The 14711-nt window shown below is 62.9% G+C and carries 16 protein-coding genes and 1 tRNA gene; 4 read left to right on the top strand and 13 right to left on the bottom strand.

Annotated elements, in window-relative coordinates; translation table 11 throughout:
- Nucleotides 1-21 precede the first annotated feature (21 nt).
- The 9 genes from MU521_RS05995 to MU521_RS05955 form a co-directional block, all read right to left on the bottom strand.
- Nucleotides 22-453 carry a type II toxin-antitoxin system VapC family toxin gene (locus MU521_RS05995; protein WP_092688551.1) on the bottom strand — a complete coding sequence of 144 codons (432 nt, stop codon included), beginning with the start codon at nucleotides 451-453 and terminating at the stop codon, nucleotides 22-24.
- Nucleotides 450-725 carry a hypothetical protein gene (locus tag MU521_RS05990; RefSeq protein ID WP_092688548.1) on the bottom strand — a complete coding sequence of 92 codons (276 nt, stop codon included), beginning with the start codon at nucleotides 723-725 and terminating at the stop codon, nucleotides 450-452. Before MU521_RS05990 ends, MU521_RS05995 begins: the two co-directional genes overlap by 4 nt.
- Nucleotides 726-769: 44 nt before the next feature.
- Entirely contained in the window at nucleotides 770-1324 is a 555-nt protein-coding gene (locus MU521_RS05985; protein WP_092688545.1) for an NUDIX hydrolase, read from the bottom strand.
- Nucleotides 1325-1424: 100 nt separating this feature from the next.
- Nucleotides 1425-1814 carry a cupin domain-containing protein gene (locus MU521_RS05980; RefSeq protein ID WP_092688542.1) on the bottom strand — a complete coding sequence of 130 codons (390 nt, stop codon included), beginning with the start codon at nucleotides 1812-1814 and terminating at the stop codon, nucleotides 1425-1427.
- Nucleotides 1815-1853: 39 nt separating this feature from the next.
- On the bottom strand, nucleotides 1854-3338 hold the full coding sequence (locus MU521_RS05975; protein WP_092688539.1) for a glycosyltransferase family 2 protein: 1485 nt from the start codon (nucleotides 3336-3338) through the stop codon (nucleotides 1854-1856).
- Between the two features lie 391 nt (nucleotides 3339-3729).
- Nucleotides 3730-4380 (bottom strand): hypothetical protein, encoded by a 651-nt coding sequence (locus MU521_RS05970; RefSeq protein ID WP_092688536.1) that lies wholly within the window; start codon nucleotides 4378-4380, stop codon nucleotides 3730-3732.
- Between the two features lie 337 nt (nucleotides 4381-4717).
- Nucleotides 4718-4790: transfer RNA gene (locus tag MU521_RS05965), tRNA-Pro, on the bottom strand.
- Nucleotides 4791-4856: 66 nt separating this feature from the next.
- Entirely contained in the window at nucleotides 4857-6608 is a 1752-nt protein-coding gene (locus tag MU521_RS05960) for a hypothetical protein (RefSeq protein WP_092688533.1), read from the bottom strand.
- Nucleotides 6598-7398, bottom strand: a complete 801-nt coding sequence (locus tag MU521_RS05955) for an ABC transporter ATP-binding protein (RefSeq protein ID WP_092688530.1) — start codon at nucleotides 7396-7398, stop codon at nucleotides 6598-6600. The genes MU521_RS05960 and MU521_RS05955 overlap by 11 nt, the downstream gene beginning before the upstream one ends.
- Nucleotides 7399-7500: 102 nt before the next feature.
- Between MU521_RS05955 and MU521_RS05950 the strand changes: the two genes are divergently transcribed.
- Complete coding sequence (locus MU521_RS05950; protein ID WP_092688527.1) at nucleotides 7501-8013, top strand: YfcE family phosphodiesterase; 513 nt, start codon at nucleotides 7501-7503, stop codon at nucleotides 8011-8013.
- Between the two features lie 48 nt (nucleotides 8014-8061).
- Here the strand turns inward: MU521_RS05950 and MU521_RS05945 are convergent, their stop codons facing one another.
- Nucleotides 8062-8217, bottom strand: a complete 156-nt coding sequence (locus MU521_RS05945; protein ID WP_175452778.1) for a hypothetical protein — start codon at nucleotides 8215-8217, stop codon at nucleotides 8062-8064.
- A gap of 212 nt (nucleotides 8218-8429) precedes the next feature.
- Here MU521_RS05945 and MU521_RS05940 point away from each other — a divergent pair, with 212 nt between their 5' ends.
- Complete coding sequence (locus MU521_RS05940; RefSeq protein ID WP_092688524.1) at nucleotides 8430-9743, top strand: RNA-guided endonuclease InsQ/TnpB family protein; 1314 nt, start codon at nucleotides 8430-8432, stop codon at nucleotides 9741-9743.
- Between the two features lie 120 nt (nucleotides 9744-9863).
- Entirely contained in the window at nucleotides 9864-10322 is a 459-nt protein-coding gene (locus MU521_RS05935) for a GDP-mannose mannosyl hydrolase (RefSeq protein WP_092688521.1), read from the top strand.
- Nucleotides 10323-10327: 5 nt separating this feature from the next.
- Here MU521_RS05935 and MU521_RS05930 read toward each other — a convergent pair whose 3' ends face one another.
- From MU521_RS05930 to trmY, 3 genes are read right to left on the bottom strand one after another with little or no spacing between them, the layout of a single operon-like run.
- Nucleotides 10328-11308 (bottom strand): hypothetical protein, encoded by a 981-nt coding sequence (locus tag MU521_RS05930; protein WP_139171056.1) that lies wholly within the window; start codon nucleotides 11306-11308, stop codon nucleotides 10328-10330.
- On the bottom strand, nucleotides 11302-12372 hold the full coding sequence (locus MU521_RS05925; RefSeq protein WP_092688515.1) for a PKD domain-containing protein: 1071 nt from the start codon (nucleotides 12370-12372) through the stop codon (nucleotides 11302-11304). Before MU521_RS05925 ends, MU521_RS05930 begins: the two co-directional genes overlap by 7 nt.
- Before the next feature lie 60 nt (nucleotides 12373-12432).
- Nucleotides 12433-13029: a tRNA (pseudouridine(54)-N(1))-methyltransferase TrmY gene (trmY, locus tag MU521_RS05920; RefSeq protein ID WP_092688512.1), complete on the bottom strand. Its 597-nt coding sequence runs from the start codon at nucleotides 13027-13029 to the stop codon at nucleotides 12433-12435.
- Between the two features lie 137 nt (nucleotides 13030-13166).
- Between trmY and MU521_RS05915 the strand changes: the two genes are divergently transcribed.
- Entirely contained in the window at nucleotides 13167-14687 is a 1521-nt protein-coding gene (locus tag MU521_RS05915) for a phosphoenolpyruvate carboxykinase (ATP) (RefSeq protein WP_092688509.1), read from the top strand.
- Nucleotides 14688-14711 lie beyond the last annotated feature (24 nt).

Genomic DNA, 14711 nt, shown 5'->3' with positions numbered 1-14711 from the left:
CGGGCCTAAGGGTTGTGTTCCTCACGCGCTCGCGGGATCGATCCGTTCGACGAGCCCGTCGAAATCGTCGTCGAAGCTCAGGAGAGCGTCGATATCTTTGTCGTTTACCAGCGCAACGGTCGTCGCGTCGGTAAAGCTCAGGCCCTGGTCGTCGTATCGTTCGAATACGTCAATTGCAGCCTCAAAGACAGTCGGATCGACGTACGCGAACGAGTATACGTCAGGGAAGTCCGCCGCTCCACGTACTTTCTCCCCCACTGTCCGTGCTGCCTCGAAGCGACCCGTTCGCTTGTGCGTCAGTGTTACGACTTCGTCGTATACGTAATCGCTCGTAAACGGTTGTCCGAACTCCCCCTCGTATACCGCATCCATCGCTTGGACGGCCGTTTCGTTCCGGTTCGCCGAACCATCGAACTCGGCGTAAATGACGCCCGTATCCACGAAAACGGTCATCCGTACAGGATATCGTCGATATCGTCTTCGTCCGTCTCCTTGCCCGATTCGATCCGGGCTTCGTTGAGTCGCTGGATCTCCTCGTCCGAGAGCGGCACGGTCGTCTCTCGGAACGAATCGACGAAGTCAGATTTCGACTCGTGAGCGTCCTCAATCAGCCGACTCAAGATCGTCTGCTGTGTCACCTTCTCGCCAGTCGCAAGTTTGATCTCCGCCTGTAGCTCTTCGAGGCGAGATTTTGCGTCCTCGTCGACTTTCACTGCAGTCGCCATATTTCAAGTTACGTCCGAAACTCAGTAACTCTTTCTACCGTTACTCACCCAAACAGCTCGTAGTAACAGACGCCCATGGCAGTCCGGCCGTCCCGGCAGTCACCGGACTCGACCGTAGCGAGCAGGTCGTCGAAGTCGGCCGTCCCGACGCTGATCGACTCGTTGTGGTCCAGTTCCTGCGCACCCGTCGGTTCACAGCCGGTGGCGACGAAGTAGTGGAACACGGCGTCGGAGAACCCGTTGGCCGGTTCCACCGTCGTCAGGTGCTCGACGGCGTCGGCCTCGTAGCCGGTCTCCTCTTCGAGTTCCCGGTGGGCCGTCGCCTCGAGGTCGGCGTCCTCGCCCTCGACGCCGCCGGCGGGGAGTCCGCGGGTGACTCGCTTTACGGCCTGTCGCCACTCCTCGATGACGACGACCTCGTCGTCGGGCGTGAAGGGGACGACGACGACGCTCTCGCTCTCGGAGAGGTAGTCGAAGTCCGTCTCCGTCCCGTCGGGGAGGCGGACCTGTTCGCGCTGGATGTCGAACCCCGGGCAGATGTAGGCCGTCTCGCCGTACAGCGTCTCCCAGGCCAACTCGTGGGTGGCGTCGTCGGTCATACCGACCACAGCGCCTCGGGGTGCAAAAGCACCCGTAAAACACCGGACAATCGGCGTTCGGTTTGTACACCGGGAGAGTTTCCGACCGCCCCGGGACCGCCTACGTGTCGTCACCGTCGGCGTCCGGCTCGTACGGCTGCCCGATGTCGAATTTCGGCGCGCCGACCCCGAGCACCCGGACCGGTTCGTCGGCGTCGGCCGGGTTGTACGGCCGGATCGGCTGCTCGGGCTCGACGACGAACGTCTCGTCGGCCCCGATCACGAACGCCTCGTCGGGTGTCTCGACGTGGAGGTCGCCAGCGAGGACGTAGAACAGTTCCTCGCGCTGGTCGTGGTAGTGGTAGGTCGTCGCGAGGTCCTCGCCGGGCGCGAGGTCGTAGACCGCCGCCGCGAGCTGGGCGAGGTCCGCCGCCTCGGCCAGCGACCGGCGATCACAGGGGTGGTCCGGCGACGGCGCGAGCTCGTCGGGGTCGATGTGGTGATAGCCCATCGAACGGGACGACGGTCGGCGCGGTAAAGAATCGGACGCTCAGTCGGACTTGGTCTCGGTGCCGCCGGTCTTGCCCGACCCGGACTTGGCCTGGGAGTTGACCCGGGCGGTCGTCACGTAGATGCTCGGGCGCTCGAAGATGACCTCGTCGAGGAACGAGACGACGTAGACGACGCTCTGCAGTGCCAGGTAGACCCACAGCGTACACGCGGCGAACAACTCCAGTGCGTCGTGGCTGAACCCGTCACGGTAGTCCTGGACGAACACCATACACGCCGCGATGGCCGGCGAGACCGCGAGCAACGTCCAGAGGGCGTTCCGGGTGAACTCCGAGAAGAACGTCGCGGTCGGAACGCCGTACTGGAGCGTCGTTTTCAGGCCCATGTCGGCGAGGATGGGTGCAGTGGCAGCGTTGTGGACCGCGAAGTCCCGAACCATGTCGAACAGCAAGATCGGGAACGTGAACGCGACGAAGACCGGCATGAGCGCGTAGGCGAACGTGAACGCGGCGTCGAACCGCTCGCGCATCGACATGTTCTGGCTGCGCGGGAGTCGGAACAGATAGCGGAAGGCGACCTGCATCCAGCCACGCGCCCAGCGCTTGCGCTGGCTCCACCACGACTGGAGGGTGGCCGGGTTCTCCTCGAACGTGACGATGGAGGGATCGACACGGAGCTGTTTGCCGAAGTCGTGGATCTTCGAGGACATGTCGATGTCCTCGACGAGGACGCTCTCGTCGAAGTTGCCGAGTTCGTCGAACATCTCGGCGCGGAAGAAGGCCTGTCCGCCGCCGAAGATGGTGAACCCACCGAGGACCTCCCGGGCGAACAGGTCACCCTTCTCGGCGATGTGGCGCTCGACGGTGGCGTGCAGGGCCAACAGCGAGTCGCGCGGATTGTCGCCGTAGCAGCGACCCTTGACACACCAGATGTCCGGGTCGGACTCGAACCACGCCACCGCGCGGCGGATGGCGTCGGACTTGAACCGGTGGTCCGCGTCGATGCTGGCGATGATCTCACCGGTCGCGTACTGGAGCGCGTAGTTCGTCGCCTTCGCCTTCCCGCCGCCGGGTTCGTCCCGCTCGACCGCTTTGAACCGCTGGTCGTCGGCGGCCGCCTCCTCACAGATCGCCGCCGTATCGTCGACGGAGTCGCGTTCGTAACAGAGGACGACCTCCAGCTTCTCGGCCGGGTAGTCGAGGTTCCGACACGCCTCGATGGTGTCGGGCAGCACCGCGGCCTCGTTGTACGCCGGGATGACCACGCTGACCTCCGGCAACTCGGCGTCCGACAGCGTCAGCTCGGGCGTCTCCGGACGCTTGAACGAAAACAGCGCCGACACGAGTGCCCGTCCGGTCAGACCGAGCAGGGCGACCAGCATGACGGTCGTGAGTACCCGAAACCACGTGTCGGGGAAGATGATCGCCGGGAGGTACAGTGCCCCCATTATGACAGCGGCGACGGCGATATAGCGGAGAGCTCCCTTGTAGGAGAACGATTGACTCTCCGCAGTCTCTACTTTCATAGGGCCTATTCCGTTGGTCGCTAAGAAATAATTGATGATTTGTCTCGGAGACAGCAGACGAGCGTCAGACACCCGAATACACCGCGATAGTTTCCGTCAGAAAGCGGCATCGGAACCGTGATACGGGGCCATTCGCTGGCCACATCTCTGCACCGGTCACGAGTTCGCTCGCGGGAGGAACGCAGACCGGTGCAGATGCCGAACACAGGACAACGTGCCCGCTCGCTTCGCTCTGAGCGGTGACTCCCCTGCTCGAATCCGCGGAAGTGTGTCGTTTCGACACGGCCTTCGGGCGACAAGCGACAATTCCGACTCCCGGGCGGGTGAGTTCGGCCAGGGCCGCCCTCACCGCGAGGCTACGAGAGTGATCGGGTCCGGGCGGTCCCGGGACTTAGATCGTTCTCGAAGCGATCACTCCCTCGTCTGTGCGTGCGAGTCGGCTACACTCCCCGTAGACCCACTCGACTGGCCGCCACTGTTGCCCGACGGATCGATATCGGTCGTCCAGTGACTCGTAGAAATCGGATACCGACGGAATCGCGAGTTCGAGGCCGCTGCGGAGCGTTTCGATCCGCTCACCCTGTACGAGCCCACCCGTTTTCGTCCCCGGGACCAGTTCGTACGTGTTACCGTCGTATCGGATCTCAACCGATTCCTCCGGTTCCAAATAACACATATTCTCCCACGCCGTCGCGGCCGGTTCAGAGTACTCGCGGAGCCAGTGTGGAACCTTCTGTAAGAGTACCGTATCGCCGGTGAGCCCGCAACTCGAACGATGTATCGTTACATCGCCCAGTGACGGATACTGGTCGATCGAGAGCAACAGCTCAGGTACGTCCACGGAGTTCGGGTTTTCCGAGTCGAGTGTTCGGAGCCGCTTCCAGAGCTCCTCCGCCGATTCGGCAGTGCAGTCGAAGTGATCCACCTGTTCCGATCGTTCCAGCGCATCCGCGGCTTCCCGAAACTTGCGGTACGTGGACGACAACCGACCCGAGGGGAACGCACTGAGGTCGAACGCGTAGATAATCCGGTGCGTACTCATACGCCGTCTTCGAGCGCGTCGTTTGTAGATTTGGGGCACACGAGCGGTGGATTCGGCCGGAAACAGTCCGTCGTTTCTTTTCGGACCGGTGTGGGAGCGGGCTGTCGTGCTCCGAACCACGGGACGGCTCACCCGAGACGTGGATGGAATTCCCGGTATCACTCGGCACGGCCGTTCGACCAGCCGTTGCTCGCGATCTGATCGCAGTAGAAAGATGGGCCGGCGCGAATTCGAATCACGCGAGACCTCCGGTCTCGCTGGCCCTCGTTCGCTCCGCTCACGAGGACGCGGTTACGGCCACCCGAAGTTGCGACTTAGCGAATCAAACCGGGAAAAGTGGGCCGGCGCGAATTCGAATCGCGGTTACGGCCACCCGAAGGCCGAAGGATACCAAGCTACCCCACCGGCCCGTGCAGTAGCAATACGGAGATGGCACGCGCCGGTTTTAACGGTTGCGAAAGTCGCCACCGTCCGGCCTAGTCGAGCGTGTGGTTCCGAAACCGCCGTGAGACGGCCCTGAACGACCATATCCCGAGCAGACACAGGGCGGCGAGTGGAAGAATGTACCCACCCCAGCGGACGGCCGGCACGGGGATGGTCGCTATTTCAGCCCCGACCTGCCCCAGCCAGGTCACGACGCCACGGGCAGGGTCTAGCCCCTGACTCGCGAGCAGGCCGAAGGGAAGGGACAGGAGGCCACCGACGAGCAGCGACAGGAACCGACGCGTTCCCGCCGGTGCCAGCGTCGCGGCCGCGGCGAGCGCCCCCGGAATGCCGAGTGTCAGCGAGTACAGGACGACGGCGCTGAGACTCGGCGGGACGATCTCGCGGTCGCTGCCCACCCTGACCGGGTCGTACCGGGGGAACGCCATCCCGAGCGCCGGTGCGATCACGACCGCGGCCAGCGTCAGCACGAGCGCGAGCACCGCGAGCGCCGCGGTTTCGAGGGGTGCGTACGGTCCGGCGAGCCCGGTCGCGACGGTCGCGAGGACGACGACGGGCAGACCCAGCGTCAGTCCCGGCACGGCGAGCCCGACGGCGTAGTCCCGTCCCGAGGGAAGCGACGTGAGCGTGGTCGGTAGCGCCGCCCCCTCGTCGCCCAGCGGGTTGAGGCCGAACACGGCTCCGGCGAGCCAGGGGAGCCCGACGACCACCAGCGGTGGCAGCAGCGCCAGAAGCGACCCAACGCCGGCCTGTGCGACGTTGACCAGGGTGACGCCGAGGAGGACGACCGGAAGCACGAGGAAGGAGAGCCGCTGTGGATTCCGGCGTGCGACGACGACGGATCGCTGGGCGATCCGGCGGGCCGGCTGGCTGATCATCGGCAACGGGATGGGCCGGACCGCTGCGGCGAGCGGGTCGGCAGCGGACCCGGTGTCGACGCGTGCCTGCTCGGCGGCCACCGCATCTTCGACGGTGTCGCCGAACCACAGCGCCACACCGAGCCGTTCGACGACCAGGACGCCGCCGACGGTCCAGCCCAGTCCACCGACGAGAACCCCGGCCGCACGGAGGGTCGACCCCGAAAACGGCGATCCGATCACCGCCAGATCGACGATCCACGAGAACGGGAGCCAGCCAAGCAAGGCGGTCAGGCTCTGCCCGCCGAAGTTCTGGAGGCCGACGTACCCGCCGACGAACACGATCACCGCCAGGAAGCTGAACGCGGACTTGTGCTCCGCGACGACGCGGTACCGCGCCACGAGCAGTTTGGCGAGCAGGCCCAGCGCGAACCCGAGCACGAGCGCCGTCGTGAAGAACAACAGGACGGCGAGCACCAGGAACGGGGCCATCAGCGGTGACGCCGAGGCCACGACGAACGCGCCACCCAGCAACAGGACCGGGACGGCGAGGTAGGCGAGCGCCCGGAAACACTCGGCGCTGAGCAGACCCAGGGCGACGGCCCGGACCGGGACCGTCAGCAACATCAGCGACTCCTGGTCGATGCTGTGGTGGCGCGACCCCGCACGCTGGGCGGTGATGAACACCGCAAACAACCACTGGATCGCGACACTGCCGCGGATCACGTTCGACACGTCGCCCGCCGGAATCTGGTCGCCGAACTGCAGGATGAACCACGCACCCGCGAGGACCATGAGGCCGAACAGCACCGCGACGACGCCGAGCAGCGCCAGCCGTGCCGAATCCCCCCGGAGTGAGCGGGTCGTCCGCCGAAACTCGGTTCGGCCGATCGCGAACCCCTGCCGGATCCAGCCGCTACCGGACATCCGTGGCACCCTCCACCGTCGCCTCGTCGGCCGCCGGGTCCTCGCTGGTCACTTCGAGGAAGACATCTTCGAGCGTCCGCTCGCCGGCCCCGCCAGTGTCGTCCCCCGCACCGGCGTCGGCCTGCCGTTTCAGGTCGCCGGGCGGCCCCTCCGCGACCAGTTCCCCGTCGTAGAGGACGCCCACGGTGTCCGCGTGTTCGTCGACCACCGGCAGAATGTGCGTCGAGAGGAAGACGGTCGTCCCCTCGGCGGCGAGGTCGTCGATCATCTCCCGGATCGTCCGGGCAGCCCGCGGGTCCAGCCCGCTGGTCGGTTCGTCCAGAAAGAGCACGTCCGGGTCGTGCAACAGCGACTGGACGAACGCCGTCTTCTGGCGCATCCCCTTCGAGTAGGCGTCGATACGCCGGTCGGCGTCGTCGGCCAGATCCAGCCGATCGAGCAGTTCCTCGATGCGCCGACTCGTCTCGTCCTCCGGGAGGTCGCGCAACCCAGCGACGTAGGTCAGCTGTTCGCGGGCAGTGAGTTCGGTGTACAGCGGCGGTTCCTCCGGGAGGTAACCGACCCGCTCGATGAGTCGCTGGCGGTCGTCGACGGGAACGCCGGCGATCCGTGCGCTGCCGCTGGAGGGGCGGGTCAGTGACGTGAGCATCCGCATCGTCGTCGTCTTCCCCGCACCGTTCGGGCCGAGAAAGCCGTACACGACCCCGTCCGGAACCGAGAGGTCGAGGTCGGCGACGGCCGTGGTCGATCCATACTGTTTCGTGAGGTCGGTCGTCTCGATCGCTGTCATGGGGACCAGTCGTCCAAGACTCCCGGCGGCGGACGCATGAAGGTGGGGTCGCGTTTTCCGAGCCAGAAAACCTTCATTGTCCGGCCGGTCGTCGCCACGGATATGCAGGTGGGAATCGTCTCAGACACGCACGACAACTACAGCGCCGCCGAGACCATCGCCGCCGCCTTCGACGACCGGGGGATCGACACCCTCGTCCACTGCGGTGACTACATCGCTCCGCCGCTACTCGCGGCCTTCGAGGGCCATGGCTTCGACATCCACGGCGTCCTCGGCAACAACGACGGCGAACGGGAGGGCCTTCAGGCCACCATCGACGGCTTCAGCGACGGGAGCCAGCTCCACGGCCGCGAGGCCGACCTCACCTTCGACGGCACGTCGGTCCACGTCCTCCACGGCGACCAGGGCATCGAGACCGTCAACGAACGCGCCGACTCCGGCGACTACGACTACGTACTCTACGGTCACTTCCACGTCGCCGAGAAACGCTCCGAGGGCGACACCACCGTCGTCAACCCCGGCGCACACTTCCCGACCGTCCCCGACGACCACCGGAGCGTCGCGATCCTCGACACCGACGCCGACGCTGTCGAGTTCGTCGAAGTCGACGCATGACAGTGCTGTCACTACGCGACCGGAGTCCTGAAAAAGTGACCGCGCCGATCAGGAGAGATCGGGGACGAGCGGTGCGTCGGCCTCGTCTACAAGCTCGTTGCCGGACGTTTTCGCTGCCGCGCGACCACCGTCGGTGCGGACGCGGTTCGTGGGCATCTCGGGAACGAGCGGAGCCGTCGTTTCGATCTGAGGCCGTTCGGTCATTTTGTCCTCACCACATCCTGAGAGGGCGACTTACATAAACATCACGGTCTTTAATTATACGCGGAGCAGGCGCAATATCACGGCCTTCAGGGCGTGGATACGCGCCGTCACTCAGTGACACGACCACCACTACCAGCAAGTCTGGATATTTCACTGCAAACCCAAATTTCACAATATAAACGAGTATAACCTGTTATAGAGACGTTCCACGAATGCTGGAGGTCCACCGCACCCATCGAGCGACAATCTGCAACCACTCACAAGTCGCGGAGTCTCTTGACCACCACGGGTGGGCAGCCAGCAAACTCTGGAACGTCGCTAACTACTACTCCCGTGAACAGTGGGAGGAAACAGGCGAGATTCCTGACCACGAGGTGTTGAAAGACGAGTTGAAGACACATCCAAAATACAAAGGACTCCACTCACAGTCCAGTCAGCGGGTTCTGGAGGAACTCGCTGAAGCCTTCAACTCGTGGTACTCCTCTGACGACAACCGGGATAATCCGCCCGGCTACCGCAAACGCAACTACTACGACGCAGAAGGTCGCCGCGTCCACGAAGAACACCCCCGCAGTACGGTGACATGGAAACAGAACGGCATCCGCCACGACACCAAACACAACCGCGTCAGACTCTCAAAAGGCAAACTCCACAAAGACTACCCTCGGCAACGGGACTGCATCCTCATCGAATACGAAACGCGACCCGATGTCACGGTCGAGACCCTCCAACAGGTTCGAGCCGTCTACGACGACACAAAGGAGCGGTGGGAACTGCACCTCGTCTGTAAAGACGAAATTGAGACACCCACCACTCCCGGTGATGAAACGGCAGGTATCGATCTCGGTATCAGCAACTTCGCCACCGTCGCCTACAGTACCGAGGACGCTAACCTGTACCCCGGCAACCGCCTGAAGCAAGACGGGTACTACTTCCCGAAAGAAATCGCCAAATGCAACGACAGTAGTGGGGAACGAGCCACCCGCTTGCACCACAAGTGGTCGGAACGCCGAACCCACTTCTTCCACAGCCTCGCCAAACACATCGTCCACCGGTGTGTCGAGAAAGGTGTTGGCCGCATCACCGTTGGTGACTTAGAGGGAGTCCGAGAGGACGAGGACGGCGACTCGAAGAACTGGGGCCGGCATGGGAACCTTGACCTGCACGGCTGGGCGTTCGACCGCTTCACCGACATCCTCGCATACAAGGCGAAGGTCAGGGGTATCGAAGTCGTAGAAGTGGACGAGCAGGACACCAGTAAAACGTGTTGCGTCTGCGGGAGAGAAGACGAGAAGCAGCGTGTTGAACGCGGGTTGTACGTGTGCGAGTCGTGTGATGCGGCGTTCAACGCCGACGTGAATGGGGCGGAGAACATCCGTCTCGACATCAACGAAAGTAACTCTGAGTCTCCGGCCAGTTTGGACGGGGATAGGAGTACCGGCTGGTTGGCACAGCCAGCAGTCTACCTGTATGACCTCTCCTGGGGATTCCAACCGCAACGAGAGGTGGTGGACTGCAAACCCTAATATCCCAACGCTTGGGATTCCTCCGCGTTGCGGAGGAGGATGTCAACACGGTCGTTCGTGTAGCGGCGAACGCCGGCGTGGATAGCAACCGAAAAGGCAGGCGGGAACGCCAGCGGGAGTATGAGTGACGGTCCGGTTCCGGCAGAAGAGTGGGAGACAGTGGTCGAGCACGTTCCGCTGGTCTCCGTCGATCTCGTCGTCGAAACCGAGGATGGCGTCGTCCTCGGGAAACGCGAGAACGACCCAGCGAAAGGCGAGTGGTTCGTCCCCGGCGGCCGCGTACACAAGCACGAACGGTTGCGCGATGCTGTCGAACGGGTCGCCGACTCCGAACTCGGCCGTGGCGTGACAATCGAGCGCAAACTCGGCGTCTACGAACACTTCTACGACACCTCCGAGTTCGACGACACCGACGGCAAGCACTACGTTCCGATTGGCTACCACGTGACCCCAGACGACGGCGCAGCGTTCGAGCCGGACGACCAGCACAGCGACTTGCGGACGTTCCAGCCCCCGTTCGAGTTCGATCTGCATCCATACGTCGAGGCGTATCTGGAGGACGCCGGGGTTCTGGAATAGGGCGTTTACTCGTGCGGTTCGTCACGGAGTCTGTCTTTTTCGAGGAAGCGGGAGAGTCTGAGCCGCCCTGCTTCCTCTTCACGCGTCATGTCGCCTCGAACCCGTTCTTCCGCCCACCGAATCCGGTAGCGATACCACTCCAGCGTGTCGTTGCCGTTTCGGATCTCGGTGTTGAGGACTCCCGCGTACCAGCCGTCCGTGCGATTGAGACTGCGTGGGAGTGTCAGATTCTTGTAAACATCGACGACGTTGGCTACCTCGTCGAAATACTGGCTCGAATTCAATTCATCATCGGTTTCATAGGTGAGGAAGGCCTCCCCTCCGTGTTTATCGAGTGAAAGTACCCTAATATCAGTACGATTTTGAAGAGCACTACCCAGATTGTCAATATACACATCACCATCGTGTGGCGGTTGTGCAGTTGAAATATTCCACAATTCTCCGGAGGCCACTATAGCATCAAGATAATTATTGAAACTCCAATCATCATTTATATATTTCATCGCCCACCAATCTTCAATTATTGAGTCCCAGACCACAGAATCGTTAGCACTCTTTCCAGTAATGTGTAGGCGTGATATCCCCCAACCCGACTTAGAATTGTAGCTTTTATTGACTACTTCTGCAAAGGATGCCGCTATAAATGACAGCTCCCTAGTGGTTCGTGACTCGTTACTAAAGTCCCCATAATAAGAGATATCTAAAGTAGTGTTATTTTTCTTATAATCAAGACCTTTTATATTTGTTTTGTTCAGCCCAGACCTCAGCAGATCTCGGAACCGGTGTTCATTTTCTGGTTTTTCTACCGGTTTTTCAGTCTCTGTATTGTTATCATCAGTATAATCTACAGGTGAGGATATAGTTGTTTCGTTTATATATTGAGTTGTATTGTTTGTGTTTTCTTTTTTACCAGGGATTATACCGCTGCACCCTGCAGTGATCAACATTACAGACAGCATCAACACGACTGTCAGGTTTTTTAACATATTGGACATATACCCCCGAACCCACTATTGTCTGATGAACTTTTTTCTGAACTACTACCACCACTGTCAGAAGATGTATTTGGTATGCCTATTCCAGAGAACACGTCATTGACAATATTATTAATTGTATTATCTGATTTGTCATTAACACTGTCTTGATTCTGGTTTCCACTATTCCCATCTTCGTCATCAAATTTAGTCTGTACCTCTTCTCCCGGATCGGCTGTTGCAACAGCATTCAACTGCTCAAGGTTCGGACCCGACTGCTGAACGACCTCACCGGTACTCGTATCGATAGTCGGTGCCTCGAAGGTAATCGTTCTACCACCCCATTCAGCCTGCATCACACCATCGTACCCGTCGTCGCCACCGCCGGAACCGCCGTTGGCGGTCTGGACCTGCGGCGAAACCGTCATCGAGTCGGTCGCGTCGCGGCCGGCAGTATCGACGATTCGGACGGTCAGCGTATGAGTCGCGGCCGATTCCATGCTGTGGACGTAGTTGATCGAGTCCACGCTGGAGTCGTTGACGGGGCGCTGAACCGTCTGCTCGCCGTCGACCACCCACTCGACGTAATCGATCGGATTCCCGCCCCGAGAGAAGTTCGCAACGTACCGCGCGCTCCCCGACGGGTCGCCGTACCGTGACCGCTCGATGGTCGGGTCGCTCGGGCCGGACAGCGACACCGACGGCCCCGGTGCGGGGTCGACTTCGACGTACAGCGTGTCCGTCCGCCTCGCGCCGTCGTCGTCGGTCACGGTGACAGTCACGTTGTACTGTCCGGGTGTCTCCGGGCGGAACGAGGTGGTGCCACAGGTCCCACAATCGGGCGTCGTCGTCCCGCCGCTGGGCGTCTCGATCGACCACTCGTACCCGGTGACGTTGCCGTCGGGGTCTCGCGACCCTGTGGCGTCCAGCCGGACGGTCTCACCCGCCCGGACCTGCTGGTCCAGACCGGCCTCGGCCAGCGGTGGCTCGTTGGCCTCGCCGGCGGCGACGCCCGAGAGCGCGAGCAGCGCCACCAGTACCAGGAGCGCGAACCCACCTCGTACACCCCGATCCATGTCCCGTACCCGGGGTTTGGCTCGGTCTGGTACTTAAACTTCAGGATAGCGAACAGGTTCTCAGTACCGCTGGAAGCCGCCGGTGTCGAGGTAGTTGTGCGCGACCGTGATGGCGTGGTCGGCGTGGAGGGCCCGCGGCGAGAGGCTGACGCGGTGGTCCGCGTACTCCGCGAGCAGGTCGGCCTCGGCGTCGGTGAAGGACTCGTGATCCGAGAGGACGAACAGGGGGTCCTCGGGCGGCTCGATGTCGACGATTGGGTCGCCGTCCTCGTGGAGGTGAACGACGGTACTGTCGGCGGCGGCCTCAGAAAGCGTGGTCTCGAAGCCTTTCCGGGAGATCGAGACGCCGGGGGAGCTCTCGGCGGGCACGTGGCCGACGGCGTCCTCGCGGTGTTCGAGCGCGGTACGGACGAGCGCGGCGGTGCTACGCTCGTCGGGGTTGAGGTTGCGCAGGTCCGCGCCGTCGAACTGGATCGTGAACTCGTCTTGGAGGATCAGAGACACGCGCACGTCCTCGCGGATGTCGTGGGAGAGGACGAACGCGGCGCTGATCGCGCGACAGAGGATGTCGAGGCGACCGGCCTCGCTCGGGAGCGCGTCGAGCGAGAAGTCGGGCGTCGTCGGCACGCGGTGGCCCAGCAGGCAAAACTGGCGCATGGGACAGGTGTGGATCCGCGAGGGGAAGAACGTATCCGTCCGGGCTGGATGGTCGAGTGGGCAACGTGACGGTATACCGAACCAAGGCGCGACCGAATGGCCCGACCTTATTACCGAGCCCGTGGTATGCACGCCTGATGTCCGAGTCCGGATTCACGGTGCGAGAGCCCGTCACAGCGTTACCCGACCCGGTCGAGGCCGAACACGTCGTCTACGATCCGTCGCTCGACCAGCTCCGGGAGTTCTCCCGGGATCTGGAGACGACCACGGAGTTCGGCTCGCCCGCCTACGTCAGCGACCAGCAGTCGCGCAACGCTGACAGGACGAGAAACGCCATCGACCACGAGTTCGACGCCGACGACTTCGAGCACTTCGAGGATGCCATCGAGTTCGCCGAGGGCACGGAGATGCTCTGTCTCGATCGCCAGGTCGGTCGCCACCCCGACCACGCCTACGTCTGCCGGTACTACGTTCCGAAGGCGTACGGCCGCATCGCGCTCTCGGTGGCGAAGCTGTTCGAACCGGTCGACGATCCGGACGCGGAGCCCGACTTCGTGACCGTGCAGGTGCCCGACTGGGACGAGACCGCCATCCGCATCCTCCCCGAGGAAGGCTTCACGGCCGTCCTGGGGAGCGATTACACTGGTGAGGCCAAGAAGTCGTTCCTGCGCCTGTTCATGCTGCGCGCCAAGGAGGCGGGCGGCCTGGGCCTCCACGCCGGGAGCAAGCGCGTCCGACTCCAGCGCGAGGACGGCGACGAGGACGACCAGGAGACCGTCGGCCAGCTGTTCCTCGGCCTCTCGGGGACCGGCAAGTCAACCCTGACGGCACACGGGCTGGATCTGGACGATCCGGAGGACGCGACGATGCTGCAGGACGACGTGTGCGCGCTCCTGTCGGACGGCTCCGTCGCCGGCAGCGAGGGCCAGGGCCTCTACATCAAGACCATCGGCCTCGAACGCGAGGAACAGCCGGAACTCTACGACGCGGCGACCCACGAGTCCGCCGTGCTGGAGAACGTCGACGTGGCCGAGGACGGCACGGTCGACTTCGACAGCGACCACCACACCACGAACGGCCGCGCCGTGATCCAGCGCTCGGAACTGGATTCGGCGGGCGAGGAGATCGACCTCCCGAATCTGGACCAGATCTTCTTCATCACGCGCAACCCCGTGATGCCGCCGGTCGCCAAGCTCGACCCGGACGAGGCCGCCGCGGCGTTCATGCTCGGCGAGTCCGTCCAGACCAGCGCCGGCGACCCGTCCGCGGCCGGCGAGTCGATCCGCGTCGTCGGAACCAACCCCTTCATCATGGGCTCGGAAGGCGAGGAGGGCAACCGGTTCCGCGACCTGATCCAGGATCTCGACGTGGACTGTTTCGTCCTGAACACCGGCTCCGTCGGCGGCCGCGACGTGGGCGTCGACGACACGGTGACGCTGCTGGAGGGGATCTCCCGCGGCACGGTCGCCTGGCGCGACGACGAGACGACCGGCCTGACCGTCCCGAGCGAGGTGCCCGGGATGGAGGTGTCGGTGTTCGACGTGGCGGCGAATCTGGACGACGCCGACGACCAGGTGGCAGCCCTCCGTGAGGAACGCCGGGCATATCTGGCGGAGTTCCACGATCTGGACGACGACATCGAGTCGGCCGTCTACTGATCGGGAACGCGAACCGGTCGGTTT

It is taken from the genome of Halorientalis regularis (genome assembly GCF_023698535.1).
GTDB lineage: Archaea > Halobacteriota > Halobacteria > Halobacteriales > Haloarculaceae > Halorientalis > Halorientalis regularis.
This window is presented reverse-complemented; position numbering and strand designations above follow the sequence as displayed.

Bases quoted from the DNA above. Each gene is read 5' to 3' on its own strand.
- MU521_RS05995 (WP_092688551.1), bottom strand. From the start codon at position 453: ATGACCGTTTTCGTGGATACGGGCGTCATTTACGCCGAGTTCGATGGT.
- MU521_RS05990 (WP_092688548.1), bottom strand. From the start codon at position 725: ATGGCGACTGCAGTGAAAGTCGACGAGGACGCAAAATCTCGCCTCGAA.
- MU521_RS05985 (WP_092688545.1), bottom strand. From the start codon at position 1,324: ATGACCGACGACGCCACCCACGAGTTGGCCTGGGAGACGCTGTACGGC.
- MU521_RS05980 (WP_092688542.1), bottom strand. From the start codon at position 1,814: ATGGGCTATCACCACATCGACCCCGACGAGCTCGCGCCGTCGCCGGAC.
- MU521_RS05975 (WP_092688539.1), bottom strand. From the start codon at position 3,338: ATGAAAGTAGAGACTGCGGAGAGTCAATCGTTCTCCTACAAGGGAGCT.
- MU521_RS05970 (WP_092688536.1), bottom strand. From the start codon at position 4,380: ATGAGTACGCACCGGATTATCTACGCGTTCGACCTCAGTGCGTTCCCC.
- MU521_RS05960 (WP_092688533.1), bottom strand. From the start codon at position 6,608: ATGTCCGGTAGCGGCTGGATCCGGCAGGGGTTCGCGATCGGCCGAACC.
- MU521_RS05955 (WP_092688530.1), bottom strand. From the start codon at position 7,398: ATGACAGCGATCGAGACGACCGACCTCACGAAACAGTATGGATCGACC.
- MU521_RS05950 (WP_092688527.1), top strand. From the start codon at position 7,501: ATGCAGGTGGGAATCGTCTCAGACACGCACGACAACTACAGCGCCGCC.
- MU521_RS05945 (WP_175452778.1), bottom strand. From the start codon at position 8,217: ATGACCGAACGGCCTCAGATCGAAACGACGGCTCCGCTCGTTCCCGAG.
- MU521_RS05940 (WP_092688524.1), top strand. From the start codon at position 8,430: ATGCTGGAGGTCCACCGCACCCATCGAGCGACAATCTGCAACCACTCA.
- MU521_RS05935 (WP_092688521.1), top strand. From the start codon at position 9,864: ATGAGTGACGGTCCGGTTCCGGCAGAAGAGTGGGAGACAGTGGTCGAG.
- MU521_RS05930 (WP_139171056.1), bottom strand. From the start codon at position 11,308: ATGTTAAAAAACCTGACAGTCGTGTTGATGCTGTCTGTAATGTTGATC.
- MU521_RS05925 (WP_092688515.1), bottom strand. From the start codon at position 12,372: ATGGATCGGGGTGTACGAGGTGGGTTCGCGCTCCTGGTACTGGTGGCG.
- trmY (WP_092688512.1), bottom strand. From the start codon at position 13,029: ATGCGCCAGTTTTGCCTGCTGGGCCACCGCGTGCCGACGACGCCCGAC.
- MU521_RS05915 (WP_092688509.1), top strand. From the start codon at position 13,167: ATGTCCGAGTCCGGATTCACGGTGCGAGAGCCCGTCACAGCGTTACCC.